The sequence below is a fragment of the Pseudomonas sp. ADPe genome (assembly GCF_014843515.1).
Taxonomy (GTDB): Bacteria; Pseudomonadota; Gammaproteobacteria; order Pseudomonadales; family Pseudomonadaceae; genus Pseudomonas; species Pseudomonas citronellolis.
The window spans coordinates 902,182-927,609 of record NZ_CP062122.1 but is presented as its reverse complement, the minus strand read 5'-3'; the positions used below and the strand labels follow the sequence as shown (position 1 = coordinate 927,609).

The 25,428-nt window shown below is 70.7% G+C and carries 23 protein-coding genes; 15 read left to right on the top strand and 8 right to left on the bottom strand.

Annotated features, from left to right (window positions below; translation table 11 throughout):
• Positions 1-5 precede the first annotated feature (5 nt).
• Genes IG194_RS04210 through IG194_RS04200 form a run of 3 tightly spaced genes read left to right on the top strand, consistent with a single transcriptional unit; the run spans position 6 to position 4,029 of the window.
• On the top strand, positions 6-1,592 hold the full coding sequence (locus tag IG194_RS04210) for a hydantoinase/oxoprolinase N-terminal domain-containing protein (protein WP_058490539.1): 1,587 nt from the start codon (positions 6-8) through the stop codon (positions 1,590-1,592).
• A gap of 20 nt (positions 1,593-1,612) precedes the next feature.
• Positions 1,613-2,725, top strand: coding sequence for a DUF917 domain-containing protein (locus IG194_RS04205; RefSeq protein ID WP_058071352.1), 1,113 nt, complete (start codon positions 1,613-1,615; stop codon positions 2,723-2,725).
• Positions 2,722-4,029, top strand: coding sequence for a hypothetical protein (locus IG194_RS04200; RefSeq protein ID WP_058490537.1), 1,308 nt, complete (start codon positions 2,722-2,724; stop codon positions 4,027-4,029). The genes IG194_RS04205 and IG194_RS04200 overlap by 4 nt, the downstream gene beginning before the upstream one ends.
• Before the next feature lie 21 nt (positions 4,030-4,050).
• On the opposite strand, the gene IG194_RS04195 is transcribed toward IG194_RS04200, so the two are convergent.
• On the bottom strand, positions 4,051-4,332 hold the full coding sequence (locus IG194_RS04195; protein WP_009621739.1) for a peptidylprolyl isomerase: 282 nt from the start codon (positions 4,330-4,332) through the stop codon (positions 4,051-4,053).
• A gap of 587 nt (positions 4,333-4,919) precedes the next feature.
• Positions 4,920-5,507 (bottom strand): NAD(P)H-dependent oxidoreductase, encoded by a 588-nt coding sequence (locus IG194_RS04190; protein ID WP_058490535.1) that lies wholly within the window; start codon positions 5,505-5,507, stop codon positions 4,920-4,922.
• Between the two features lie 238 nt (positions 5,508-5,745).
• On the opposite strand from IG194_RS04190, the gene IG194_RS04185 reads away from it, so the two are divergent.
• Entirely contained in the window at positions 5,746-6,591 is an 846-nt protein-coding gene (locus tag IG194_RS04185; RefSeq protein ID WP_058490533.1) for a CAP domain-containing protein, read from the top strand.
• Positions 6,592-6,598: 7 nt separating this feature from the next.
• Here IG194_RS04185 and IG194_RS04180 read toward each other — a convergent pair whose 3' ends face one another.
• The 5 genes from IG194_RS04180 to IG194_RS04160 all read right to left on the bottom strand — a co-directional run bounded on the left by IG194_RS04180 (position 6,599) and on the right by IG194_RS04160 (position 12,694).
• Positions 6,599-7,369: an IclR family transcriptional regulator gene (locus tag IG194_RS04180; RefSeq protein ID WP_058490531.1), complete on the bottom strand. Its 771-nt coding sequence runs from the start codon at positions 7,367-7,369 to the stop codon at positions 6,599-6,601.
• A gap of 76 nt (positions 7,370-7,445) precedes the next feature.
• Complete coding sequence (locus tag IG194_RS04175) at positions 7,446-8,912, bottom strand: amidase (RefSeq protein ID WP_058491063.1); 1,467 nt, start codon at positions 8,910-8,912, stop codon at positions 7,446-7,448.
• A 9-nt stretch (positions 8,913-8,921) separates the two neighbouring features.
• Positions 8,922-10,244, bottom strand: a complete 1,323-nt coding sequence (locus IG194_RS04170) for a citrate-proton symporter (protein ID WP_058490529.1) — start codon at positions 10,242-10,244, stop codon at positions 8,922-8,924.
• Between the two features lie 43 nt (positions 10,245-10,287).
• Positions 10,288-11,454, bottom strand: coding sequence for a M20 aminoacylase family protein (locus tag IG194_RS04165; RefSeq protein WP_058490527.1), 1,167 nt, complete (start codon positions 11,452-11,454; stop codon positions 10,288-10,290).
• Between the two features lie 148 nt (positions 11,455-11,602).
• Positions 11,603-12,694 carry a porin gene (locus tag IG194_RS04160; protein WP_058491061.1) on the bottom strand — a complete coding sequence of 364 codons (1,092 nt, stop codon included), beginning with the start codon at positions 12,692-12,694 and terminating at the stop codon, positions 11,603-11,605.
• Between the two features lie 297 nt (positions 12,695-12,991).
• Between IG194_RS04160 and mdcA the strand changes: the two genes are divergently transcribed.
• Genes mdcA through madM form a run of 9 tightly spaced genes read left to right on the top strand, consistent with a single transcriptional unit; the run spans position 12,992 to position 20,335 of the window.
• Positions 12,992-14,653 (top strand): malonate decarboxylase subunit alpha, encoded by a 1,662-nt coding sequence (mdcA, locus tag IG194_RS04155; protein ID WP_043314743.1) that lies wholly within the window; start codon positions 12,992-12,994, stop codon positions 14,651-14,653.
• Positions 14,653-15,528, top strand: coding sequence for a triphosphoribosyl-dephospho-CoA synthase (locus IG194_RS04150; RefSeq protein ID WP_058490525.1), 876 nt, complete (start codon positions 14,653-14,655; stop codon positions 15,526-15,528). Before mdcA ends, IG194_RS04150 begins: the two co-directional genes overlap by 1 nt.
• 2 nt (positions 15,529-15,530) lie before the next feature.
• On the top strand, positions 15,531-15,830 hold the full coding sequence (locus IG194_RS04145) for a malonate decarboxylase subunit delta (protein ID WP_058490523.1): 300 nt from the start codon (positions 15,531-15,533) through the stop codon (positions 15,828-15,830).
• Positions 15,823-16,686, top strand: coding sequence for a biotin-independent malonate decarboxylase subunit beta (locus tag IG194_RS04140; RefSeq protein ID WP_058490522.1), 864 nt, complete (start codon positions 15,823-15,825; stop codon positions 16,684-16,686). The genes IG194_RS04145 and IG194_RS04140 overlap by 8 nt, the downstream gene beginning before the upstream one ends.
• The gene (gene mdcE, locus IG194_RS04135; protein ID WP_058490519.1) at positions 16,683-17,489 is read left to right on the top strand and encodes a biotin-independent malonate decarboxylase subunit gamma; all 807 of its coding nucleotides are present in this window, start codon (positions 16,683-16,685) and stop codon (positions 17,487-17,489) included. The genes IG194_RS04140 and mdcE overlap by 4 nt, the downstream gene beginning before the upstream one ends.
• A gap of 17 nt (positions 17,490-17,506) precedes the next feature.
• Positions 17,507-18,175 (top strand): malonate decarboxylase holo-ACP synthase, encoded by a 669-nt coding sequence (locus tag IG194_RS04130; protein WP_058490517.1) that lies wholly within the window; start codon positions 17,507-17,509, stop codon positions 18,173-18,175.
• The gene (mdcH, locus tag IG194_RS04125; protein WP_058490515.1) at positions 18,172-19,104 is read left to right on the top strand and encodes a malonate decarboxylase subunit epsilon; all 933 of its coding nucleotides are present in this window, start codon (positions 18,172-18,174) and stop codon (positions 19,102-19,104) included. The genes IG194_RS04130 and mdcH overlap by 4 nt, the downstream gene beginning before the upstream one ends.
• Positions 19,105-19,152: 48 nt before the next feature.
• Positions 19,153-19,569: a malonate transporter subunit MadL gene (madL, locus tag IG194_RS04120; protein WP_043314736.1), complete on the top strand. Its 417-nt coding sequence runs from the start codon at positions 19,153-19,155 to the stop codon at positions 19,567-19,569.
• 1 nt (position 19,570) lies between these two features.
• On the top strand, positions 19,571-20,335 hold the full coding sequence (gene madM / locus IG194_RS04115; RefSeq protein ID WP_043314735.1) for a malonate transporter subunit MadM: 765 nt from the start codon (positions 19,571-19,573) through the stop codon (positions 20,333-20,335).
• A 35-nt stretch (positions 20,336-20,370) separates the two neighbouring features.
• On the opposite strand, the gene IG194_RS04110 is transcribed toward madM, so the two are convergent.
• Positions 20,371-21,342, bottom strand: a complete 972-nt coding sequence (locus tag IG194_RS04110) for a LysR substrate-binding domain-containing protein (RefSeq protein ID WP_052267717.1) — start codon at positions 21,340-21,342, stop codon at positions 20,371-20,373.
• A gap of 535 nt (positions 21,343-21,877) precedes the next feature.
• Between IG194_RS04110 and IG194_RS04105 the strand changes: the two genes are divergently transcribed.
• Both IG194_RS04105 and IG194_RS04100 read left to right on the top strand, forming a co-directional pair.
• A complete protein-coding gene (locus IG194_RS04105; protein WP_058490514.1) occupies positions 21,878-23,212 on the top strand; it encodes a carbohydrate porin in 1,335 nt (444 codons plus the stop codon).
• A gap of 59 nt (positions 23,213-23,271) precedes the next feature.
• On the top strand, positions 23,272-25,398 hold the full coding sequence (locus IG194_RS04100) for a TonB-dependent receptor family protein (RefSeq protein WP_082996345.1): 2,127 nt from the start codon (positions 23,272-23,274) through the stop codon (positions 25,396-25,398).
• Positions 25,399-25,428 lie beyond the last annotated feature (30 nt).

Below are 25,428 nucleotides of genomic sequence, written 5' to 3'. Positions count from 1 at the left end.
AGCCCATGGTCCGCAAGGACACCCCTGCGCTGCGCATCGGCATCGATGTCGGCGGCACCAATACCGACGCCGTGCTGATGCGCGGCCGCGAAGTGCTCTGCGCCCTGAAGCGCCCCACCACCGCGGCGGTCGGCGACGGCGTGGCGGCGGCGGTCGACGAACTGCTGCGCGAGGCGGCGGTGGAACCGGCGGCGGTGGCCGCGGTGATGCTGGGCACCACCCAGCTGCTCAACGCCTTCCTCGAACGCCGGCACCTGGCGCGGGTCGCGGTGGTACGCCTGGCCCTGCCGCGCGGCGACGGCGTGCCGCCGCTGCTGGGCTGGCCGGCGGAGCTGTGCGAGGCGATCGATGGGCAGGTCTTCCTGGCCGACGGCGGCGCGCTGTTCAACGGCCGCACCTACAGCGCGCTGGATGTGCGCCAGCTCGAACGGATCGGCGCATCGATCCGCCAGCGCGGCGCCGAGGCGCTGGTGCTGTCCACCACCTTCGCCCCGCTGCGCCCGGACATCGAGCAGGAAGCGGCGGCGGTGCTGCGGAAGGTCCTGGGTGACGCGGTGCATCTGACGCTGTCCTCGGATGTCGGCGGCATCGGCCTGCTGGAACGGGAGAACGCGGCCATCGTCAACGCCAGCCTGCAGCCGCTGGCGCAGCGGGTGGTCGGCGACCTGATGCGGGCCTTCCGCCGCCTGCAACTGAACGCGCCGCTGTTCATCAGCCAGAACGACGGCACACTGATCACCCCATCGATGGCCACGCGCTTCCCGATCCTCACCTGCGCCGCGGGGCCGACCAACAGCCTGCGCGGCGCGGCCTTTCTCACCGGTGTGGAGGACGCCCTGGTGCTGGACATCGGCGGCACCACCAGCGACATCGGCGCGCTGGTCCAGGGCTTCCCACGGCAGACCGCCGGCCCCCTGGAACTGGGCGGGGTGCGTTGCAACCTGCGCATGCCCGACACCCTGTCCGTCGCCCTCGGCGGCGGCACCCTGGTGCGTCTGGAAGGTGGCCGGCCGGTGCTCGGCCCCGAGTCCCTGGGCCTGCGCTTGCGCCAGCGGGCCAGGGTGTTCGGCGGCGACGCGCTGTGCGCGACCGACATCGCCGTGGCCGCCCACGGCCTGCAGGGCATCGGCGACCCGCGGCGCCTCGCCGATCTCGAACCGGCCCAGGTGGAGCAGGCCATGGCCGCCATCCGCGGGACACTGGAGCACGCCCTGGAACGCATGCGCACCAGCAGCGCGCCCTTGCCGGTGGTGCTGGTGGGTGGCGGCAGCATCCTCCTGCCCATGCACCTGCAGGGCGCCGCGCAGGTGCTGCGCCCGGCCCGCGCGGAGGTGGCCAACGCCATCGGCGCGGCCATCGCCCAGGTCAGCGGGCGTGTCGACCGCTTGTTCCAGATGCACCCGGGCAACCGCGAAAGCGTGCTGCGCCAGGCCCGCCAGGAGGCCATCGACGCCGCCGTTCAGGCTGGCGCCGAGCCCGCCAGCGTCGGCGTCGTGGAACTGAACGAACTGCCCATGACGCACCTGCGCGCCGGCGCCACCCGCGTGCAGGTCCGCGCCGTCGGCGACCTGGCCCTGGCCGCCGTCCACTGAACCCCCAAGAGGACCCGAGCATGCCTTGCTTCGATACCATTTCCAGCCAGGACCTGGCGCGCGGCGCCGTGCTGCTGGGCACCGGCGGCGGGGGCGACCCCCATGTCGGCGAGCTGTTCCTGCGTCGCCAACTGCAGCGTGGCCTGCAGCCGCGCCTGCTGCCGCTGGCCGAGCTCGCCGACGAGGCCTTCGTGGTCAGCGTCGCCGGGATAGGCGCGCCCACCGTGCTGGTCGAACACCTGCTCAGCGAGGCCGCCCTGCGGCACCTGCTGCAGCAGGCCGAGGCGTTTTACGCGCGGCCGATAGACGCGCTGATCTGCGCCGAGGTTGGTGGCGCCAACGCCATGCTGCCGCTGGCCGCCGCGGCCCTCAGCGGCCTGCCGCTGGTGGACGCCGACGGCATCGGCCGGGCCTTCCCGCACATCGACATGACCACCTTCGGCATCCACGGCTGCAGCGCTTCGCCGGCCCTGTTCAGCGACGACCTGGGCAACCTGGCGCGCCTGAGCGCGGTCGACAACCCGAGCCTGGAACACATGGTCCGGGCCCTGGCCGCGAGCCTGGGCGGCAGCCTGTACGGCGTGCTCTATCCGCTGAGCGGGGCCCAGGCGAAGCGCTTCGCGGTAGCGGGCAGCATCACCCAGGCCCTGCGCATCGGCCGCCACATCCGCGAGGCGCGCGCCGGCAGCGCCGACCCGGTGGCCGGGCTGGTGCGCTTCCTCGACGGCCTGGAGCCGGGGCGCCGTGCCCGCGAGCTGTTCGACGGCAAGGTCGCCGACGTGCGCCACGAGACCCGCGACGGCTTCCACTGGGGCCAGGTGCTGCTGGAGCCGGCCAGCGGCAGCGGCGAAGCGGTGGTCATCGACATCCAGAACGAGTTCCTCCGCGCCCGCCAGGGCGAGCGCGTGCTGGCGGTGGTGCCCGACCTGCTGTGCCTGCTGGACAGCGAGAGCGCCGAACCGCTGACCGCCGAGAACCTGCGCTACGGCATGCGCGTGCGCCTGCTGGCCTACGCCGCGCCGCCGTGCCTGCTCAGCGAGGCGGCGCTGGCGGTGGTGGGCCCGGCGCGCTTCGGCCTGGACTCGCCGTGGCGTTCCTTCCTGGCCGATGACCAGGGGAGGGCGCCGGCATGAACGACCTACCTGGCGCGCAACCCGACGGCGACCCTGCCACCTGCGCTTTGCCACACGGCGAAGGCCTGGGCGCCTGGCGCCTCGGCCTGATCCTGATGGGCGCGCTGATCGCCCTGCCGTGCTTCGTCACCGGCGCCGAACTGGCCCACGCCCTGGGCCGGCAGCAGGCGCTGCTGGCCTGCCTGGGCGGCGGCGCGGTGCTCCTGCTGCTGGCGCTGCCCGCCGCCTACGCCGGGGCGCGCTCGCGGCTGAGCACCTACATGCTGATCCTCGACGCCTTCGGCGCCGTGGGCGGGCGCTGCGTCAACCTGGTGCTGTCGCTGGCGCTGCTGGGCTGGTTCGGCGTGGTCGCCGGCCTGTTCGGCCAGGCCATGGCGGCGGCCGCGCCGGCTTTCCTGGCAGGGGTGCCGGCGCAGGGCTGGAGCCTGGTCGGCTGCCTGCTGATGCTGCTCACCAACCTGGTCGGCTTCCGCGCCCTGGACCGGCTGTCGCAACTGGCCACGCCGCTGAAGCTGGGCCTGGTGCTGTGGGCCTGCTGGGTGGCGCTGAAAGGCCACGGCATGCCGCCCGCGGGCGGTGGCGCCGGGGATTACTCGGTGCTGCAGGGCATGTCGCTGGTGGTGGGCGGCGTGGTCATCGGCTGCATCCTGCTGCCGGACATCTGCCGCCACGCCCTGTCGCCCGGCCGCGCGCTGGCGGCGGTGTTCTGCGCCTTCGGCCTGGGCTTCCCGCTGGTGCTGGCGCTGGCCGGGCTGCCCAGCCTGGCCACCGGGGAGCGGCAACTGGTGGCGATCATGCTCGCCCTCGGCCTGGGCCTGCCGGCGATGCTGATCATCCTGCTCTCGGCCTGGTCGACCAACGCCTACAACCTCTACGCGGCGACCCTGGTGTGCGCCAGCGTGGCGCCGCAGGTGCAGCGCCGGCGCCTGGCGCTGTTCACCGGGCTGGTCGGCGCGACATTGGGGCTGGCCGGCCTGGGCGACGCCCTGCAGCATTACCTGGCGCTGCTGGCCGTGGCCCTGCCGCCGGTGGGCGGGGTCTACCTGTGCAACTACTACCTGAACCTGCGGGGCGCCGTGCGCAGCCCTCGCCGCTGGCGGCCGGAAGCCTTCGGCGCCTGGGCCTGCGGGGTAGGGGCGGCGGCATTGCAGGTGCTCTGGCCGTTCACCCTGACCTGGGTGCCGGCGCTGGATTCGCTGCTGCTGGCGGCTGGCTGCTATCTGCTGCTGCGCGCCATCGCCGCGCGCCGCGGAGTGCGGAAGCCGGGCGTGGCCCGGCAAGGCAGCCGGGCGCTGTTGCCCTGAGGCGCGCCCGGCGTGGAGGGATCAGTCTTCGCGGCTGGTGACTTCCACCAGGTGGTAGCCGAACTGGGTCTTCACCGGGCCCTGGACCTGATTCAGCGGCGCGCTGAACACCACCTGGTCGAACTCGCGGACCATCTGGCCCGGGCGGAAGGAACCCAGGTCGCCGCCGCTGCGGCCGGACGGGCAGGTGGAATGCTCGCGGGCCAGGGCGGCGAAGTCGGCGCCACCTTCGATGGCGGCCTTGAGTTCATTGCACTTGGCTTCGCTGGAAACCAGGATGTGACGGGCGGAAGCGCGGGCCATGGTGATGCTCCTGAAAGGCAGAGGGGAGGGAGGCAGAGACTAGCGCATTTGCCGGTACGGTGCGGAGGGTTTCCGTCGGGGCGCCCTCACCCCAACCCTCTCCCTGAGGGAGAGGGGGCTGTCCGTGCCCCCCGGGGCGTCCGGCGTGGCCGGTGGATCCAATCGCGGACAAAGTCCGCCTACGTCCGTGCTTCCCTGGAGCTGTAGGAGCAACTGTCTTGCCCAGCGCACCGGGGCGCTTTTCGTAGGATGGGTTGAGCCTGCGATACCCATCGGACCCTGGCGATGGGTATCGCTTCGCTCAACACCATCCTACGGGGCCTTGGTGCCGGTGGCGTAGCGGATTTATCCGCGATTCCGCTGGCAGTGCCGGCGCTCATCCCGCCATCGCGGACAAGGTCCGCTCCTACGCCCGTGCTTCCCCGGAACTGTAGGAGCGGGCCCTGCCCGCGATTCGCGCGCAGGGCGCGCTCCTACAGGGGGAATGGCGTGGGTGGGGCAGCGTAGGAGCGGATCTCATCCGCGAATCGCGCCGGTGGTTCCGGCTATCGCGGACGGAGTCCGCTCCTACGGGGCGACGCCGAACCTCACTGCCTGCCGAACACCTCGTCCAGATGCTTGCGATAGCGTTCCACATCCGCCTCGATGTTCGGCCGCTTCATCACATCCACACACAGGAAGGTCGGCAGCGCCTGCATGCCGAGGAACTGGTTGGCCTTGTGGAAGGGGAAGTAGACCGCATCCACGCCCTTGCCCTCGAAGAAGTCGCTGGGGTCGTCGAAGGCCTGCTGCGGGGCGTTCCAGGTCAGCGAGAGCATGTAGCGCTTGCCATGGATCAGGCCGCCGCTGCCGTACTTCTGCGAGGCGTCGGAGCGGGTGCGGCCGTCGTTGGCGTAGAGGCTGCCGTGGCCGGCGGTGAACACCTCGTCGACGTACTTCTTCACGGTCCAGGGCGCGCCCATCCACCAGCCGGGCATCTGGTAGATCACCACGTCGGCCCAGAGGAATTTCTGCACCTCTTCGTCGATGTCGTAGCCGCCGTCGATGAAGGTTTGCTTCACGTCGAAGCCGGCGTGGTCGAGGTGGGCCAGGGCCGCTTCGTGCAGGGTGGCGTTGTATTGGCCGTTGGAATGGGCGAACTGCTTGCCGCCATTGAGCAGGAGGATGTTTTGCATGGAAAGGCTCCGAAAGCTGTGAGTGGCCGGCAGGATAGCCAGGCTGCGGAAGCGGAAAAACCGGCCCCGCGGCAATTGATTTGTGTTTCTAGCTCACGAATCGGCGCCGGGAGTTGCTCCAGGTTATGCAATCGGCAGATAACCCGGCGCGCACTGTCAACTTCGACCCCGCACCAGGGGGCAGCGAAATCCCGCCGGATCGCGCATCATGTCCGGCAGTCCACCAAGGGAGCCTTTCATGCGCGTCTTGCCGTCCGTTCTGCGATGCCTCCTGCCGTCCCTGGCGCTGCTGGCCGGCGCCAGCCATGCCGTGGCGGCCGAGCCGCTGCTCGAAGCCATCAACCTCTACCGCAGCCAGCCGCAGGCCTGCGCCGGCCGGGCCAGCGAGGCGCTGCCGCCGCTGGGGCAGGATGCGCGCCTGGTGCTGGCGCCGGGGGTTCCCGACTGGCAGTCGGCGCTCAAGGCCACCGGCTACCCGATGAGCAGCGCGCGCATGCTCAGCCTCAGCGGGCCGAAGGACGAGCAGGCGGCCATGGCGGCGTTGCAGGAGAGTTTCTGCCAGGTGCTGCTCGACCCGCAGTTCATCGAGGTCGGCGTCAGCCGCCAGGGCAACGACTGGCGCGTGGTGCTGGCGCGGCCGCTGTTGCAGGGCAAGCTGGGCGACTGGCAGGCCGAGGGGCAGAAGCTGTTGCAGGCGGTCAATGCCGCGCGGGGCCAGGCGCGCCAGTGCGGCGGGCAGGCCTTCGCCAAGGCCGCGCCGCTGGGCTGGAATGCCGTGCTGGGCAGCGTGGCCGAGGAGCACAGCCGCTCCATGGCCAACGGCAACTACTTCTCCCACCTGGACCGCGACGGCCGCACCCCCGGCGACCGCGCCGAGCTGGGCGGCTACAGCGCCGGCGCCGTGGGCGAGAATATCGCCGCTGGGCAGGGCACCGCGAACGCCGTGGTGCAGGCCTGGCTGGCCAGCCCCGGGCACTGCGCCAACCTGATGAGCCCGCAGTACCGCGAGCTGGGCGCGGCCTACGCGGTGGACCCGAAGAGCGACGCCGGCATCTACTGGACGGCGATGTTCGGCGCGCCCTGAGCGCGCCTCAGGCGAGGCTGCGCTGCAGCTGCTCGATGGTGTCGCCGAGGCTGCCCAGGTACTGGCGGCGCACCTGCTCGACGCTGCCCTGGTCCTGCGGCCAGTGCAGCGCGACGCTGCCCAGCAGGCGTTCGCCGGCGCGCACCGGCAGGGCGATGGCGCGGATCAGGAAGGGCAGGCGCACCGAGTATTCCCAGTGGCCCTCGGTGCGTTCGCCGAAGCCGCGATGGTGCGCGCGCTCGTGCAACTGCAGCAGTTCCTCGCCTTGCAGCGCGTGGCGTTCGGCCAGGGTGCGCACGTGCTGCTCGTCCAGCGCCGCCAGGCAGGCCTGGCCCATGGCCGAGTGGAACAGGCTGGCCTTGAGCCCGACGATCATGCGATTGCTCGGGTAGCGCTTGCGCAGGCGCTCGGGCACCGAGCTTTCCATCACCCGCAGGTCGGCGCCGTCGAAGAACGACAGGTCGGCCACCAGCCCGGTGCGCTCGCTCAGCGCCTTGAGCAGCGGCGCGGCTTCCTCCACCAGGCGCCGGCTCTGGCGCTCGCTGGCGTCGCCGAACAGCCGCCGCGAGCTCAGGCGGTAGCGCCGGTCGCACAGGCCGCGGTACAGCCAGCCCTGCTCCTGCAGGGTGTGCAGCAGGCGCGAGACGGTGGCCTTGGGCAGGGCGGTGAGGTAGTGCAGTTCCTCCAGCCCCAGGGAGCCGTGCTCGCCGAGCAGTTCGACGATCGCCAGGGCGCGCTCCACCGAGCGCACCGTGCTGCCTTCCTCTTTCCCCTGCATCGCCGTTCCCCATGTACCCAATGCCGTCGGCAATGGGGAGGCAGGATGCGTGCCATGCCCGAGCGGGCCCCGCGCCTCAGCGTTCATCGAGCAGCGCCGGCGGCCGCCGGGCGACCCAGCGCGTCCGTTGTTCATGGGCGTGGGCCAGTTGCAGCACGGCCAGGTCCGCCTGCGCCGGGCCGAGGATCTGCACGCCCATGGGCAGCCCGGCGGGGTTGAAGCCCACCGGCACGTTCATCGCCGGCAGCCCGGCGAGGGTGGCGCCGATCACCACTTCCATCCAGCGGTGGTAGGTGTCCATCGGGCGGCCGGCGATGGCATCCGGCCATGCCAGTTGTGCATCGAAAGGGAACACCTGGGCACTGGGCAGGAGCAGGTAGTCGTAACGCTCGAACAGCTTCTGCAGGGCGCGGTACCAGTCGCTGCGGTCCAGCGAGGCCTGGTAGACGTCGGCGGCGCCCAGGCCCAGGCCCGACTCCACTTCCCAGATCGCCTCCGGCTTGAGTTGCCGGCGCAACGCCGGCTCGGCATAGGCCTGGGCCAGGCTGCCGGCCACCAGCCACTGGCGGTGCACCAGCCAGCAGCGCCACAGGCGCGCCAGGTCGTAGTCCGGGCGGCACGGCTCGACCTCGGCGCCCAGGGCGCGGAACTCCGCCAGGCCCGCCTCGCACAGCGCGAGCAGGCCCGGCTCGGTGGGCAGGTAGCCGTCGAAGTCGCCCAGCCAGCCGATGCGCGCGCCGCGGAAGTCGCGTTCCAGCGGTCCGGCGAGGTCGTCGCTGCCGCGCAGCGAAAGCGGCGCGCCGGGCGCATGGCCGGCCTGGGTGCGCAGCAGCGCGGCGACGTCGGCCACGCTGCGGCCCATGGGCCCTTCGCTGGCCAGTTGCTGGACGAACAGTTCATTGGACGGGCCGAAGGGCACGCGGCCCTGGGACGGGCGCAGGCCGTAGACGTTGTTGAACGCCGCCGGGTTGCGCAGCGAGCCCATCATGTCGCTGCCGTCGGCCACCGGCAGCATGCGCAGGGCCAGGGCCACCGCAGCGCCGCCGCTGCTGCCGCCGGCCGTCAGGCGCGGCTCGTAGGCGTTGCCGGTGATGCCGAACACGGCGTTGTAGGTGTGCGAGCCCAGGCCGAACTCGGGCACGTTGCTGCGCCCGATGAAGATCGCCCCGGCCTTGCGCGCGCGCTCCACCACGTAGGCGTCGTGCCCGGTCACCTGCCTGGCGAACAGCGGCGAGCCCATGCTGGTGACCAGCCCGGCGCAGGCCGCCAGGTCCTTCGGCGCCTGGGGCATGCCGTGCAGCCAGCCGAGCCAGCGGCCCTGGGCGAGCAGGCGGTCGTGTTCGTCGGCCTCGCGCAGCAGTTCGTCTTCAGGGCGCAGCGAGACCAGCGCATTGACCCGCGGGTTGTAGCGTTCGATCTGTTCCAGGTAGGCCCGCATCACCTCGCGGCAACTGAGCTGGCGGTTGCGGATCGCCTCCGACAGCGGCAGCGCGTCGAGGGCGACGATGTCCTGCTGCAGCGGGGTGGCGTGGGGCGCGGTCATGGCGGTCATTCACAGGCTCCGGGCAGTGGCGGAAAGGGTGGCGCGGGCGCGGCGCCGGGCCAGGGCCTCGGGCGCGCCTTCGCGGAGGAAGGCCAGGGCGAACAGGCCGATCAGCGAGGCCGCCAGCACGTACCAGGCCGGCGCCACCGGGGTGCCGCCGACCTTTGTCAGCCAGGCGACGATGAACGGGGCGAAGCCGCCGAACAGCATCACCGCCACGTTGTAGGCCAGGGCCAGGCCGGTGGAGCGCACGCGGGTGGGGAACTGCTCGGCCACGGCGGTGGGCGCCGGGCCGTAGCTGATGCCGATCAGGCTGCACAGCACCAGCTGCATCGCCAGCAGGTTGCCGATGCTCGGCGCGCCGGCCACCCAGGCGAACAGCGGGTAGATCAGCAGGGTGAAGCCGAGCATGCCGGCGAACAGCACCGGGCGCCGGCCGTAGCGGTCGGAGAGGGCGCCGGCGACGGGGATGATCACGGTCATCAGCGCCACCGCCAGCATCTGCACCATGAACACCTGGTCCAGCGGCAGGCCCAGTTGGGTGTGGGCGAAGGTCGGCATGTTCACCAGCACCACGTAGAAGGCCACGGTGCCGTTGATGGTCGAGCCCATGGTCACCAGCACCGCGCGGCGGTGCTCGCGCAGCACCTGGCGCAGGCCCACGGGTTTTTCCTGGCTGCTGGCGCGGACGAAGTCCTCGGTCTCTTCCATGTGCCGGCGCATCCACAGGCCCACCGGGCCGATCAGCAGGCCGAGCAGGAAGGGCACGCGCCAGCCCCAGGCGTCCAGCGCCTCGGGCGACAGGTTGTGGGTGACCAGCGCGCCCATGCCGGCGCCGGCGAACACCGCCAGGCACTGGCCGAACAGCTGCCAGGCGCCGTACAGGCCGCGGCGGTTGGCCGGCGCCGATTCCACCAGGAAGGCCGTGGCGCTGGCGTATTCGCCGCCGGTGGCGAAGCCCTGGAGCATGCGCGCGATGACGATCAGTGCCGGCGCGCCGACGCCGATGGCGGCGTAGTCGGGGGCGAAGGCGATCAGCGCGATGGCCAGGGTCATCAGCGCGATGATCAGCTGCATGGCCGCCTTGCGGCCCTTGCGGTCGGCGTACATGCCCAGCAGCACGCCGCCCACCGGGCGCATGAAGAAGCCCACGCCGAAGGTGGCCAGGGCCATCAGCAGCGAGGCGTAGGCGCTCTCGGCGGGGAAGAACAGCCGGGCGATCAGGCTGGAGAGGAAGCCATAGACGATGAAGTCGTACCACTCGAGGGCGTTGCCGATCACGGCGGCCGCCACCTGGTGGTTGCGCGACACGGCGCGGGAGGAGGTCTGCATCACGGGGTGCTCCAGAAAGGGGGAGGGCAGCTCGGTAAGGCGCTCAGGAGCGCAGCCAGCGCTCGGCCAGCGCCGCCCAGTAGGCGGCGCCGCGCACCAGGATGGCGTCGTTGAAGTCGTAGGCCGGGTTGTGCACCATCGCCCCGGCGCCGTTGCCGATGAACAGGTAGCTGCCGGGGCAGCGCTGGAGCATCCAGCCGAAGTCCTCGCTGCCCATCACCGTGGGCGCCTCGCGCACTTCGTCGGCGCCCACCAGTTCGATGCCGACCTCGCGGGCGAAGGCGGTTTCCGCCGCCGTGTTGACCAGCACCGGGTAGGCTGGGCGGTGCTCGACCTGCGCCGTGCAACCGTAGCTCTGCGCCTGGCTGTGGATGATCGCCTGCACCCGCTCCAGCACCTGCTCGCGCACCTTGGCGTCGAGCGCGCGCAGGCTCAGGCGCAGCAATGCCTGCTGCGGGATGACGTTGGCCGCCTCGCCGGCCTGCAGCGCGCCCACGGTGACCACCGCGGCCTGCTGCGGGTCGACGTTGCGCCCCACCACTGTCTGCAATGCCATCACCACGCTCGCCGCCGCCACCAGCGGGTCGACGCTCAGGTGCGGCATCGAGCCGTGGCCGCCGACGCCTTCGATGCGCACTTCCAGCAGGTCCTGGGAGGCCATCATCGGCCCGCTGCGGAAGCACAGGTGGCCGGCTTCCAGCCCCGGCATGTTGTGCATGCCGAACAGCGCGTCGCAGGGGAAACGCTGCAGCAGGTCGTCCTCCAGCATGGCCAGGGCGCCGCCCTGGCCTTCCTCGGCGGGCTGGAAGATCAGCGTCAGGCTGCCCTGGAAGTTGCGCGTGGCGGCCAGGTAGCGCGCCGCGCCGAGCAGCATCGTGGTATGGCCATCGTGGCCGCAGGCGTGCATGCGCCCGTGGTGGCAACTGCTGTAGGGCAGGCCGGTGGCCTCCTCGATGGGCAGCGCGTCCATGTCGGCGCGCAGGCCCAGGCGCCGCGGCGAGTCGCCGTTGCGCAGCACGCCGACCACGCCGGTGCGGCCGACGTCGCGGTGCACCTCGTAGCCCCACTGGCCGAGCAGGTCGGCCACCAGGTCAGCGGTGCGGCGTTCTTCGAAGCCCAGTTCGGGGTGGGCGTGGATGTCCTGGCGCAGGGCCTTGAGTTCGTCGGCGCTGTCGTTCAGCCAGGCGAGGATGTGAGCGTGGCGGGGCATGTGGGGCTCTCCCGGGGTAGCCGGACTGGAGTCCGGTCTTGTTGGCGGTTGCCGGCGGCGGGGTCGCCGGCTCGGATGGCTACCAGCAAAGCGCGGGCGCCGTGACGGGGCAATGCGCGTTGGTTCCACCCTGTGGAACCGCGCGCGCTCAGAAGTGGTAGTAGATGCCGATGGCCACGCTGGACGGGTCGTCGCCGGCCTGCTCCACGGGGATGCCGGCATAGCTCACGGCGGCCTGGCGCTGGTTGTCGATCAGCGCCACGCGGCCATACAGCGCCAGGTTCGGGCGCAGGAAGTGGTCGTAGCCGAGCATCACCCCGGTGGCGTCCTGCTCGCCGCTGTCGACGTTGCGCCGGGTGGCCACCAGCCGCGCCAGGTCGCGCTCGCCCACCGGCAGCATGAAGCCGAGGGTCCAGGCGGTCATGCTCGGAGTGCCGTGGTAGTCCACGTCCTGGCGCTGCCAGGTGAGGTTGGAGGAGAAGGGGCCGAAGTCGTAGAAGGCCGAGGCGCTCTTGAACACGTTGTGCGTCTGCCGGCTGCGCCCGCCGTCGTCCCACGGGTCGCTCAGGTAGTCATTGTAGGAGCCGAGCAGGATCAGCCGGCTGTCGCGGTACTGCAGGCTCACGCCCTTGCCGCGCACCGTGCGCCCGGAACTGGCGGCGTCGTCGAAGCCGAAGCTCATGGCGCTGCCGAGGCTGAAGCCGTGGTAGCTCGGCGTGGTGTAGGCGAGGGTGTGCTTGGGCCGCACGTCCAGGTAGTAGGCGCCCTTGCCGCGCGGCGGCAGGGTGAGGAAGGTGTAGGGCGAGCCATACACGGCGAGGAAGGGGTCGGCATAGGTCGGCGTGCTCATGTTGTAGGTCTTGCCGAACTCCAGCTTGCCGTAGTTGCGCGTGCGCAGCGCCACCAGCGCCAGGCGCAGCGCGCCGACCTGCTTCCAGTGCTGGTCCAGGGCCTGGCCGTTGAGGTTGAAGCCTTCCTCGACGTCGGCCTCCAGCACGGTGTCCTCGTCCAGCGCCTTGCGCAGGTACAGGCCCAGCTTGTTGGTCCAGGCGCCGCCGCCTTCCAGGCGCCAGCCGGAGTGGTGGTCGGAGTCGTGGTAGTCGCTGAAGACGTCGAGGGTCCCGTAGACCCTGGCCTTGTCGTCGAAACCCTTGTCGATGTTGTAGTAGCCGAAGCCCGAGGCGATGCGGCCGATGCCGGGGAAGCCCTCGGCCTGGGCCGCGAAGGGGGCGGCCAGCAGGACGGCGAGGAGGAACGGGGAAGGTTTGCGGTGGTGAGCTTGGGTGTGCACGGCGCGGATTCCTGGTTGTGGTTGTTGTAGGCAGGTACCGGGGCGGCTGCGGGGCCGCCGTCGCCTTTCCAGCAGAATCCGGACGGGGCCGGCGCGGCAATGCACAGCGGTTCCATGGCGCGGAACCGCTGGCAGGCTGGGTCAAACGTTACGCTCAGGTTAACGATCGTGCGCCGCGCTTGATTGATGCAGCGGGCGGCGGGTCCCTAAGGTGCGTCCACGACAGCAGCGTTCGTGGAGGTTCCGATGATCCAGACATCCCCCCCGCCCCAGTGGTCGCGGCGGCGCGCCGAGAAAGCGCGACGCCTCGAACGGGTGCGCCACCTGGCCGACGGCGCGGTGCTGCCGCGCGAGCACCTGGTGCGCGCCCTGGAGGCGCTGATCGCCCCGGGCGACCGTGTGGTGCTGGAGGGCAACAACCAGAAGCAGGCCGACTTCCTCTCGCGCAGCCTGGCCCGGGTGGACCCGGGCAAGGTCCACGACCTGCACATGATCATGCCCAGCGTCGGCCGCCCCGAGCACCTGGACCTGTTCGAGCTGGGCATCGCGCGCAAGCTCGACTTCTCCTTCTCCGGCCCGCAGAGCCTGCGCATCGGCCAGCTGCTGGAGGACGGGTTGCTGGAGATCGGCGCCATCCACACCTACATCGAGTTGTACTCGCGCCTGGTGGTGGACCTGATTCCCAACGTCGCCCTGGTGGCCGGCTTCATCGCCGACCGCGAAGGCAACCTCTACACCGGCCCCAGCACCGAGGACACCCCGGCGCTGGTGGAGCCCACCGCCTTCAGCGACGGCATCGTCATCGCCCAGGTCAACCGCATCGTCGACGATCCGCGCGACCTGCCGCGGGTGGACATCCCGGCCAGCTGGATCGACTTCGTGGTCGAGGCCGACCGGCCGTTCTACATCGAGCCGCTGTTCACCCGCGACCCGCGCCACATCAAGCCGGTGCACGTGCTGATGGCGATGATGGCGATCCGCGGCATCTACGAGCGGCACAACGTGCAGTCGCTGAACCACGGCATCGGCTTCAACACCGCGGCCATCGAGCTGATCCTGCCGACCTACGGCGAGTCCCTGGGGCTGAAGGGCAGGATCTGCCGGCACTGGACGCTCAACCCGCACCCGACGCTGATTCCGGCCATCGAGAGCGGCTGGGTGGAAAGCGTGCACTGCTTCGGCACCGAGCTGGGCATGGAGCGCTACATCGCCCAGCGCCCGGACGTGTTCTTCACCGGCCGCGACGGCTCGCTGCGCTCCAACCGCATGTTCTGCCAGCTGGCCGGGCAGTACGCGGTGGACCTGTTCATCGGCGCCACCCTGCAGGTGGACGGCGACGGCCATTCCTCCACCGTCACCCGCGGCCGCCTGGCCGGCTTCGGCGGCGCCCCGAACATGGGCCACGACCCGCGCGGCCGGCGGCATTCCACCCCGGCCTGGCTGGACATGCGGCCCGAGCCCGAGGCCCTGCTGGAACGCGGCAAGAAGCTGGTGGTGCAGATGGTCGAGACCTTCCAGGACGGCGGCAAACCCACCTTCGTCGAGCAGCTGGACGCGGTGGACGTGGCGCGCAAGGCGAACATGCCGCTGGCGCCGGTGATGATCTACGGCGACGACGTCACCCACGTGCTCACCGAGGAAGGCATCGCCTACCTGTACAAGGCGCGCTCGCTGGAGGAGCGCCGGGCGATGATCGCCGCGGTGGCCGGCATCAGCCCCATCGGCCTGCGCCACGACCCGCAGGACACCGAGCGCATGCGCCGCGAAGGGCTGATCGCGCTGCCCGAGGATCTGGGCATCCGCCGCGCCGACGCCAGCCGCGAACTGCTTGCGGCCAAGAGCATCGCCGAACTGGTCGACTGGTCCGGGGGCCTGTACGAGCCGCCGGCGCGCTTCAGGAGCTGGTGATGGCCCAAGCCTACGAACTCGAACCCCGCGTCGGCCTGGGCGAGCGTCTGGCCGACCTGGCGGTGGACGCGCTGATCGACGAAGCCGAGCTGTCGCCCAAGCCGGCGCTGGTGGACCGTCGCGGCAGCGGCGCCCACAGCGACCTGCACCTGGGCCTGATGCAGGCCTCGGCGCTGAGCCTGTGGCCGTGCTTCCAGGCCATGGCCGAGGCCGCGCAAGCCCATGGCGAAATCGGCCTGCCGCTGCGCGAAACCCTCGGTCGCCTTGGCCGCGAAGGCGAGGCGGACATGCTGCGCACCACGGCGGGGGTGAATACCCATCGCGGCGCCATCTGGGCCCTGGGCCTGCTGAGCGCCGCCGCCGCGCTCGACACTTCGCGGCTGGCGGCCGAAGCGGTGGCCGCCCGCGCCGGGCGCATCGCCGTGCTCGCCGACCGCGCCCAGCCGCAATTGCCCAGCCATGGCGCCAGGGTGCGCCAGCGCTACGGCGTCGGCGGCGCCCGCGAGGAAGCCCAGCTGGGCTTCCCCCGCGTGGTGCTGCACGGCCTGCCGCAACTGCGGCGCAGTCGCGCGGCCGGCAGCGGCGAGCAGAACGCTCGGCTCGACGCGCTGCTGGCGATCATGGCCGTGCTCGACGACACCTGCGTGCTGCACCGCGCCGGCAGCGCCGGCCTGCAAGCCATGCAGGGTGGCGCGCGGGTGGTGCTCGATGCCGGCGGCAGCGCCAGCCTGGCCGGGCGCCGCGCGCTGCGCGAGCTGGACCGTGCGCTGTTGGCGCTCAACGCATCCCCCGGCGGCGCCGCCGACCTGCTCGCCGCCTGTCTCTTTCTGGATCGCCTGCCCGCCGCGCTCGGCGGGTGGGCCGGGAGCCTCTGACCATGGAAACCCTGTCCTTCGAATACCCCGCCACTTCGTCGGTGCGTGGCCGTGCCCTGGTGGGCTGCGTCGGTTCCGGCGACCTGGAGGTGCTGCTGCAACCGGCCCCGGCCGGCGCCCTGAAGATCGAGGTGGTGACCTCGGTGAACGGCAGCGCGCCGCGCTGGCAGCAACTCTTCGAGCGGCTGTTCGCCGCCGTGCCGGCGCCGGCCGCGCAGATCTGCATCCACGACTTCGGCGCCACCCCCGGGGTGGTGCGCCTGCGCCTGGAACAGGCGCTGGAGGAGGCCGGCCATGAGTGACGTCGCCCAGCTGCTGGCCCTGCGCAGCTTCACCGAACTCTCCGCCCGCCAGCGCGCCCGCGAACTGCTGGACGCCGGCAGCTTCCGCGAACTCATCGACCCCTTCGCCCGCGTGCAGTCGCCCTGGCTGGAAGGGCAGGGCATCGTGCCCCAGGCCGACGACGGCGTGGTCATCGCCCGCGGCACCCTGGATGGCCAGCCGGCGGTGGTGGCCGCCATCGAAGGCGCCTTCCAGGGCGGCAGCATGGGCGAGGTCAGCGGCGCGAAGATCGCCGGCGCCCTGGAACTGGCCGCCGAGGACAACCGCCAGGGCATCCCCACCCGCGCGCTGCTGTTGCTGGAAACCGGCGGCGTGCGCTTGCAGGAGGCCAACCTGGGGCTGGCGGCCATCGCCGAAATCCAGGCGGCCATCGTCGACCTGCAGCAGTACCAGCCGGTGGTGGCGCTGGTCGCAGGCCCGGTCGGCTGCTTTGGCGGCATGTCCATCGCCGCCGGGCTGTGCAGCTACGTGCTGGTCACCCGCGAGGCGCGCCTGGGGCTCAACGGCCCGCAGGTGATCGAGCAGGAAGCCGGCATCGAGGAATACGACTCCCGCGACCGTCCGTTCATCTGGAGCCTCACCGGCGGCGAGCAACGCACCGCCAGCGGCCTGGCCGATGCCTGCCTGGCCGATGACCTGGGGACCCTGCATCAGGCGGTGCGCGACTACTTCGCCAAGGGCCTGCCGGCGCACCCGCGCAGCCGCCGCGCGCGGGACTTCCTGGCGCGCCTGGAAAGCCTCGATACGAGCGAGCAGATCGATGCCGCCGGCGTGCGCCACCTCTACGCCGGCCTGAACCAAGGAGACGCGCAATGAGCCAAGCACCTTCTTCCCGCGGCCTGGCCTGGTTCCAGGCGCTGGCCGGCGAACAGCCCGCGCGGGCGCAGGACGGCGCCTCGCTGCGGGTGGCCGACGCCGAGCTGGACGGCCAGCCGCTGCGCTACCTGGCGGTGATTGCCGATGCGCAGAATCCCTTCCCCCGCGCCCGCAACGGCGAGGTCGGCCTGCTCGAAGGCTGGCGCCTGGCAGCGGCGGTGGACGAGGCCATCGAGGCCGACCGCGATGCGCCGCGTAAGCGCGCCCTGGTCGCCATCGTCGACGTGCCCAGCCAGGCCTACGGCCGCCGCGAGGAAGCCCTGGGCATCCACCAGGCTCTGGCCGCTGCGGTGGACGCCTATGCCCGCGCGCGCCTCGCCGGCCACCCGGTGATCGGCCTGCTGGTGGGCAAGGCCATGTCCGGCGCCTTCCTCGCCCATGGCTACCAGGCCAACCGGCTGATCGCGTTGCGTGATGCGGGGGTGATGGTCCACGCCATGGGCAAGGCCGCCGCCGCGCGCATCACCCTGCGCAGCGTCGAGGAACTGGAACGCCTGGCCGCCACGGTGCCGCCGATGGCCTACGACATCGACAGCTACGCCTCGCTCGGCCTGCTGTGGGACAGCCTCGAAGTGCCGTCCATAGACGCGCCCGGCGAAGCGGACGTGGCCCAGGTGCAAGCCAGCCTGTGCCGCGCCCTGGACGATATCGCCGGCGACCCGCGCGACCTGCGCGGCCGCCTCGGCGCAGCCAACCGCGCGGCCTCCAGCCGCGTGCGCGAACTGCTGCGCGAGCAGTGGTGAGAACTCAGGAGCGGGCCATGGCCATCGTCGATAGCTCACAGCGGGGCTCGCGCCGGGACCGGCCCGCTCCTGACCTTTTCCGCGCCCATGACCTGCTCTGGGGCATGGGCGCCGAGCATCTGCCGGAGGACGCTCCGGCCTGGGCGGGCGAAGTGCTGGCAACCGGCTGGCCGGTTGTCGTGCGCCGCGCGCCGGCACGGGATGGCTGGGTGGCCGTCGGCCTGCGCGGGCGGAGCCGCGAGCAGCGCTGGGCGGGCTGGTTGCCGGTAGCCGCGGTGCAGCGTTGCTCCATGCCCGAAGCGTTGCGCCAGGTCGTGCCGCAACGCGAGCTGCCCACCTGGCAGGCCCTGCGCCAAGTGCGCGAAGTGCTGGACGCCAGCGGCCTGGCCTGGGGCATCACCGGCGGCGCCGGCTTCGAACTGGCCACCGGCGTGCCGGTGCTGCACGACGCCAGCGACCTCGACCTGCTGCTGCGCACTCCGCAGCCGTTTTCCCGCGATGCGGCCCGCGCGCTGCTCGCCGAACTGAACCAGGCCGCCTGCCGCATCGACCTGCAACTGCAGACCCCCGCCGGTGGCCTGGCCCTGGCCGAATGGGCCGGGGAGGGCGCCCGCGTCATGGTCAAGGGCGACCAGGCGCCGGTTCTGCTGGCCGATCCCTGGGCGCGTGCCGAGGTGGCCGCATGAGCAGCTTCTTCGCCTTCCCCGGCCAGGGCGCGCAGTATCCCGGCATGCTCTCGGCGCTGCCCGGCGAGCCGGAAGTGCGCACCTGCCTGGAAGAGGCGGCGGACGTGCTCGGCCAGTCCATGGCCAGCCTGGAAAGCGCCGAGGCCCTGGCCTCTACCCGCGCCGTGCAGCTGTGCCTGTTGATCGCCGGTGTCGCCGCGGCACGCCTGCTCGGCGCACGCGGGCATCGGCCGGCGATGGTGGCCGGGCTGTCCATCGGCGCCTATCCGGCCGCCGTGGTCGCGGGTGCCCTGGCCTATGCCGACGCCCTGCGCCTGGTCGCCCTGCGCGGCGAGCTGATGCAGCGGGCCTGGCCCAGCGGCTACGGCATGAGCGCCATCCTCGGCCTGGAGCAGGCGCAGCTGGAACCGCTGCTGGCCCAGGTGCACAGCGCCGAACGCCCGGTCTACCTGGCCAATATCAACGCCGAACGGCAACTGGTGGTGGCCGGCAGCGACGAGGCCCTGCAAGCCATCGCCGAACTGGCCCGCGCCCATGGCGCCAGCGCGGCGAAGCGCCTGGCGGTCAGCGTGCCCTCGCACTGCGAACTGCTGGCCGAACCCGCCGCGCGCCTGGCCGAAGCCTTCGCCGGCGTGCAACTGAAGCGCCCGCGGCTGCGCTACCTGAGCAGCAGCACGGCGCGCCTGGTCATGGAGCCGGCGGCCCTGGCCGCCGACCTGGCCTGGAACATGGCGCGCCGCGTGGAGTGGCGCGCGACCCTGCGCAGCGCCTACGAGCGCGGCGCCCGCCTGCACCTGGAGCTGCCGCCCGGGCGCATACTCAGCGGCCTGGCCAAGCCCTGCTTCGGCGCCGCCGCCATCGCCTTCGACGGTGCCAACGCGGACACCCTGGACGCGCTGCTGCGCGAGGAGGAACGCCGCGACCCCTGAGCCGGTCCCAACACCCCCAACCCCAACGACCAACCGAGGACAACAACAATGATCATCTACGGTGTCGCTTTACTGTCTGCCTGCACGCTCGCGGGCGTGATCCTGGGCGATCTGCTGGGCGTGCTGCTCGGCGTGCAATCCAACGTCGGCGGCGTCGGCATCGCCATGCTGCTGCTGATCTTCGCCCGCCTGGCGATGCACAAGCGCGGCGGGCTGAGCAAGGAATGCGAGTTCGGCGTGGGCTTCTGGGGCGCCATGTACATTCCCGTGGTAGTCGCCATGGCCGCCCAGCAGAACGTGGTCACCGCCCTGCACGGCGGCCCGGTGGCGCTGCTCGCGGCGATCGGCTCGGTGCTGGTGTGCGGCGCGACCATCGCGCTGATCAGCCGTACCCACCGCGGCGAGCCGCTGCCGCGCGAGGACCGCGCCGAAGACCTGGGCGCCGCCCCGGTGGGAGGGCGCTGAGATGTGGCAGATCGTCGAGAACGCGCTCATCCATAACGGCCTGGTCACCGCTTTCGCGGTGGTGGGCGTGATCATGTGGGTGTCGGTGCTGATTTCCCGCCACCTGACCTTCGGCCGCGTCCACGGCTCGGCCATCGCCATCCTCATCGGCCTGGTGCTGGCCTGGGTCGGCGGCACCCTCAGCGGCGGGCAGAAGGGCCTGGCCGACCTCTCGCTGTTCTCCGGCATCGGCCTGATGGGCGGGGCCATGCTGCGCGACTTCGCCATCGTCGCCACGGCCTTCGAGGTGCAGGCCACGGAGGCGCGCAAGGCCGGGCTGATCGGCGCGGTGTCGCTGCTGCTGGGCACCATCCTGCCGTTCATCGTCGGGGTGATAGTGGCCTGGTCGTTCGGCTACCGCGACGCGGTGAGCATGACCACCATAGGCGCGGGCGCGGTCACCTACATCGTCGGCCCGGTCACCGGCGCGGCGCTGGGCGCCAGTTCCGACGTGATGGCGCTGTCGATCGCCACCGGGCTGATCAAGGCCATCCTGGTGATGGTCTTCACTCCGGTTTCGGCGCGCCTGCTGGGCCTGGACAACCCGCGCTCGGCGATGGTCTTCGGCGGCCTGGCCGGCACCGTCAGCGGCGTCACCGCCGGGCTCGCCGCCACCGACCGGCGCCTGGTGCCCTACGGCGCGCTGACCGCCACCTTCCACACCGGCCTGGGCTGTCTGCTCGGCCCGTCGCTGCTGTACTTCTGCGTGCGCGGCCTGGTGGGTTGAGCTAGTGGCCGGCTGAGAAAAGCGGGCGGGGCGCCTCAGGCCCCCGCCCGCGCCGCTTCCTGCTCGTGGCGCATGCTGTACATGCGGCATTCGGCGAGCAGCGCCAGCAGGTTCGGGTCGCGCTCCTTGGCGCGCAGGAACACCACGCCGATGCGCTGCTGCAGGCGGTAGCGCGCCTGCAGCGGAATCAGCTTCACGCGGTTCTCGTACACCGCCTCGATGCGCTTGGGCAGCAGCGCGTAGCCCACCCCGGAACTGACCATGCTGAGCAGGGTGAAGATGTCGTTCACCTGCATGGCGATGTGCGGCTCGAAGCCGGCCTGGCGGAACACCCGCACGCCGTCCTGGTGGGTGGCGAAGCCCTGGGCGAGGGTGACGAAGGGCGCGTCCTTCAGGCTGGCCAGGTCGATCTCGGCCTGCTCGGCATAGGGCGAATCCACCGGCACGGCGAGGAAGATGTCGTCGGAGAACAGCGGCAGCTGCTCGCAGTCGGGGTCGGCCACGCTCTCGTTGAGCGACACCAGGATGGCGTCCAGCTCCATGTTCTTCAACTGGTAGAACAGGTCGACGTTGGAGCCGAGGATGAGATCGATGTTCAGCTCGCTGCGCCGCAGCTTCAGGCCCATGATCAGCTGCGGCACGGTCTTCACCGTCAGCGAATAGAGCGCGCCGAGCTTGAAGCGCTCGGCGGAGAAGCCGGCGGCCTCGCGGGTGAGGCGCACCGTCTCGTTCACGTCCTGCACCAGCTTCTGCGCGCGTTCCTCCAGCACGAAGGCGCTTTCCAGCGGCGTCAGCGTGCGCCCCTCGTGCTTGAACAGCGGGCAGCGCAGGGCGCTTTCCAGGGAGTGGATGGCGCGGTGCACGCTGACGTTGCTGGTGCCCAGCTCGGCGGCGGCGCGGGCCAGGTTGCCGGTGCGCATGAAGGCCAGGAAGACTTCCAGTTTCTTCAGCGTCAGCTCTTCGTCGATGCGCGGCGTGGGCGCGCTGGCCGTGTCAGCGCGGGCCATGGGGGCCTCGGGCGGCGTGCGGAAGGGGCATGGGGATTCTCGCTTCGTCGATGGCCCGGCCAAGGTAGCGGAGCCGGGCGCGGGCTGCCAGCGCCGTGCCGGTGGTGGTTTGGGGATGTGTTTGGACAGCGCTGTCTTTTGCGCGCGGGAGACTGCATGTCGTCGCAGGGCCTTGCAGGCGCAAACCTGTGGGTCGCCATTGCCCTGATTTTCGTGCGGTTATTGAGGAAAGTATTTCGCCAGTGGGCTGGATTATTACGGGATATGAAAAATAATATTGCCAGCCCTGCGTCTGGCGATTAGCCCGCGCGGGCAGTAACGTGCGCATCGCCTTTGACCGGGCGTTTTTTTCACCTGCAAAAGATAGCGCTGTCTCAAGGCTGCGCAGGTTTTCCGGGGCAGGGGGAATGGCTGCGCCAGAGCGCTGCGTCGGCCCCTGTTCTACAGTTTTCGTTTGGCCATGCGGCTCGCGCCCCGTTGGGGAGCGGGCCGGGTGGCGCTTTTTCGCTTCAGGCTGCCAGGAGGAATAGCCCCCATGATCACCGCCCGCAATCTCGCCCCGGGGCTGGGGCTGCTCGCCCTGCTGGCCGGCGGCGCCCATGGCGACGAGGCTTTTTCCGCCGATTCGAAGTGGGGCCTGGGGGACTGGGGCGGCACCCGCAGCGAGCTGCTGGAGAAGGGCTACGACTTCAAGCTGGACTACGTCGGCGAGGCCGCGGGCAACCTGCACGGCGGCTACAACGACGACAAGACCGCGCGCTACACCGACCAGTGGGCGCTGGGCACCCACCTGGACCTGCAGAAGATCCTCGGTTGGCACGGCGCGGAGTTCCAGCTGACGGTGACCGAGCGCAATGGCAACAACCTCTCCAACGACCGCCTCAGCGACCCGCGCGCCGGCCAGCTCAGCTCGGTGCAGGAGGTCTGGGGACGCGGCCAGACCTGGCGGCTGACGCAGATGTGGTACAAGCAGACCTTCCTCGACGACGCCCTGGACATCAAGGTCGGCCAGTTCGGCGAGGGCGAGGACTTCAACAGTTTCCCCTGCGACTTCCAGAACCTGGCCTTCTGCGGCTCCCAGGTGGGCAACTGGGTGGGCGGCATCTGGTACAACTGGCCGGTGGCGCAGTGGGCGTTGCGGGTGAAGTACAACTTGAGCCCGGAGTTCTTCGTGCAGGTCGGCGCCTACGAGCAGAACCCCTCGAACCTGGAGACCGGCAACGGCTTCAAGCTCAGCGGCAGCGGCACCAAGGGCGCGATCCTGCCGGTGGAGCTGGTGTGGTCGCCGAAGGTGGGTGGGCTGCCGGGCGAATACCGCCTGGGCTACTACTACAGCACCGCCAAGGCCGACGACGTCTACGAGGATGTGAACGGCCAGCCCCAGGCGCTGACCGGCAACGCCTTCAAGTCCCACGGCAGCAAGCACGGCTGGTGGGTGGTGGCGCAGCAGCAGGTCACCGCGCACGACGGCGACGCCTCGCGTGGCCTGAGCCTGTTCGCCAACTTCACCGTGCATGACCAGGCGACCAATAGCATCGACAACTACCAGCAGGTCGGCGCGGTCTACAAAGGCCTGTTCGATGCCCGGCCGAAGGACGACATCGGCCTGGCGGTGGCGCGAATCCATATCAACGACGACGTGACCAGGCACCAGAAGCAGGTCAACGAAATCGCCGGCCTCGACGACTACGACAACCCGCTGTTCCAGCCGGTGCAGCACAGCGAATACGACGCCGAGCTGTACTACGGGGTGCACGTCACCAACTGGCTGACGGTGCGGCCGAACCTGCAGTACATCAAGCATCCCGGCGGCGTCTACGAGGTGGACAACGCCCTGGTCGCCGGCCTGAAGATCCAGTCCAGCTTCTGAGCCGCCCAGTCATCACCAAGGCCCCGGCCAGCGCCGGGGCAGGGAGCAGGAACCCCAGCATGACCTTGCGTTTTCGCCCGCTCAGCCTCGCCATGACCCTGCAGCCGCCGCTGCTGCTCTGGGGCCTGAGCACAGGCACCTTCGCCCTTGCCACGGACAGCGCCGTGCCCGCCGACGAGGTGTTCGCCCCGATGGTTGTCACCGGCGCCTACGCGCCGGTTTCCAGCTTCGACCTGCCGTTCTCCATCGACACTGTGCAGCAGCCGCAGATCGGCGATGGCCAGCTCGGCGTCAACCTTTCCGAGGTGCTGCCGCGGGTGCCCGGCCTGGTGGTGCAGAACCGCCAGAACTACGCCCAGGACCTGCAGATTTCCTCGCGCGGCTACGGCGCCCGCTCGGCCTTTGGCATCCGTGGGCTGAAGCTGCTCAGCGACGGCATCCCGGCCAGCACGCCGGATGGCCAGGGCCAGGCAGCGACGCTGAACCTCGATGTGGCCGACCGCATCGAGGTGCTGCGTGGCCCGGCCTCGACTATCTACGGCAGCAACGCCGGCGGGGTGATCCAGATGTTCAGCCGCGATGGCTCCGGCCCGCCGAAGGTGGGCGCCGAAACCACCTTCGGCAGCGACGGCTTCAACAAGAACCACCTCTACGCCGAGGGCGGCAACGACAAGGCCGGCTTCCTCCTCGACGCCTCACGCATGGACACCGACGGCTACCGCGACCACAGCGCCGCGCGCCGCGACCAGACCTTCGCCAAGCTCAACTTCAGGCCCGACGACGACAGCCGCCTGGCGCTGATCTACAGCAGCCTGGAGCAGAACAACACGCAGGACCCGCTGGGCCAGACCTGGGACGCCTACAAGCACGACCCGCGCTCGGTGGCATCGGCGGCCGAGACCTACGACACGCGCAAAAGCATCGACCATCAGCAGGTGGGCATGAACTACGAGCGCTACTTCGGCGACGCCACCCTGCAGTTCAACCTCTACGCCGGGCAGCGCAGCGTCATCCAGTACCTGTCGATCCCCAGGGGCGTGGTCTCCAACACCCAGCGCGGCGGCGGCGTGGTGGACTTCGACCGCGAATTCCACGGCGGCACCCTGCGCTGGATCCAGCCGGTGCATGGGGTGCCCGGCGAGCTGACCGTCACCACGGGGGTGGACTACGACCGCAGCCGCGACGACCGCCACGGCTACCAGAACTACAGCGGCGACCTGCTGGGCGTGAAGGGCGAGCTGCGCCGCGACGAGGACGACATCGCCACCAGCCTCGACCCCTACGTGCAGGCGCGCTGGGAGCTGGGCGACTGGACCTTCGACGCCGGCCTGCGCCACAGCACCATGAAGATGGAGGTGGACGACCACTACCTGGCCAACGGCGACTCCAGCGGCTCGAAGAAGTACCAGCAGAACACCCCATCGCTGTCGGTGATGTACGCCTTCACCCCCGAACTGCACGGCTACGTCAGCGCCGGCAAGGGCTTCGAGACGCCGACCCAGGCCGAGATGGCCTACGCCCCGGGCCTGGTGGAAAGCTTCAACTTCGGCCTCGACCCGGCCACCAGCACCCAGTACGAACTGGGCCTGAAGGCCAAGGTCGGCGGCAACACGCGGGTCAACGCGGCGGTCTTCGAAATCCGCACCGACGACGAGATCGTCGTTGCCAGCTCCACCGGCGGCCGCACCAGCTACCAGAACGCCGGCAAGACCCTGCGCCGCGGTTTCGAACTGGGCGTGCAGAGCCAGCTCAACGAGCAGTGGGGCGCGACCCTCGCCTATACCCGCCTGGAGGCCACCTACGATGAAGACTTCGTCGAGGGCGGCAACCTCATCGAGAAGGGCAACCACCTGCCCGGCGTGCCCGGCAGCAGCCTCTACGGCGAGCTGGTGTGGAAGCCGCGCCAGGACATCAGCATGGGCTTCGAAGGGCAGTACCGCAGCAAGGTCTATGTTGAAGACAGCAACGAGGACAAGCCGGCGCCCAGCTACGTGGTGTTCAACTGGCGCACCCGCTTCGAACAGCGCTACGGCCCCTGGACCTTCCACCAGTTGCTGCGCCTGGACAACCTGCTGGACCGCCAGTACGTCGGCTCGGTCATCGTCGGCGACAGCAACGGCCGCTACTACGAGGCCGCTCCGGGGCGCTCCTGGTACGCCGGCGCCGGCCTCCAATACCAGTTCTGAACCCAAGCAGTACCCGCTCACTGAAAGACC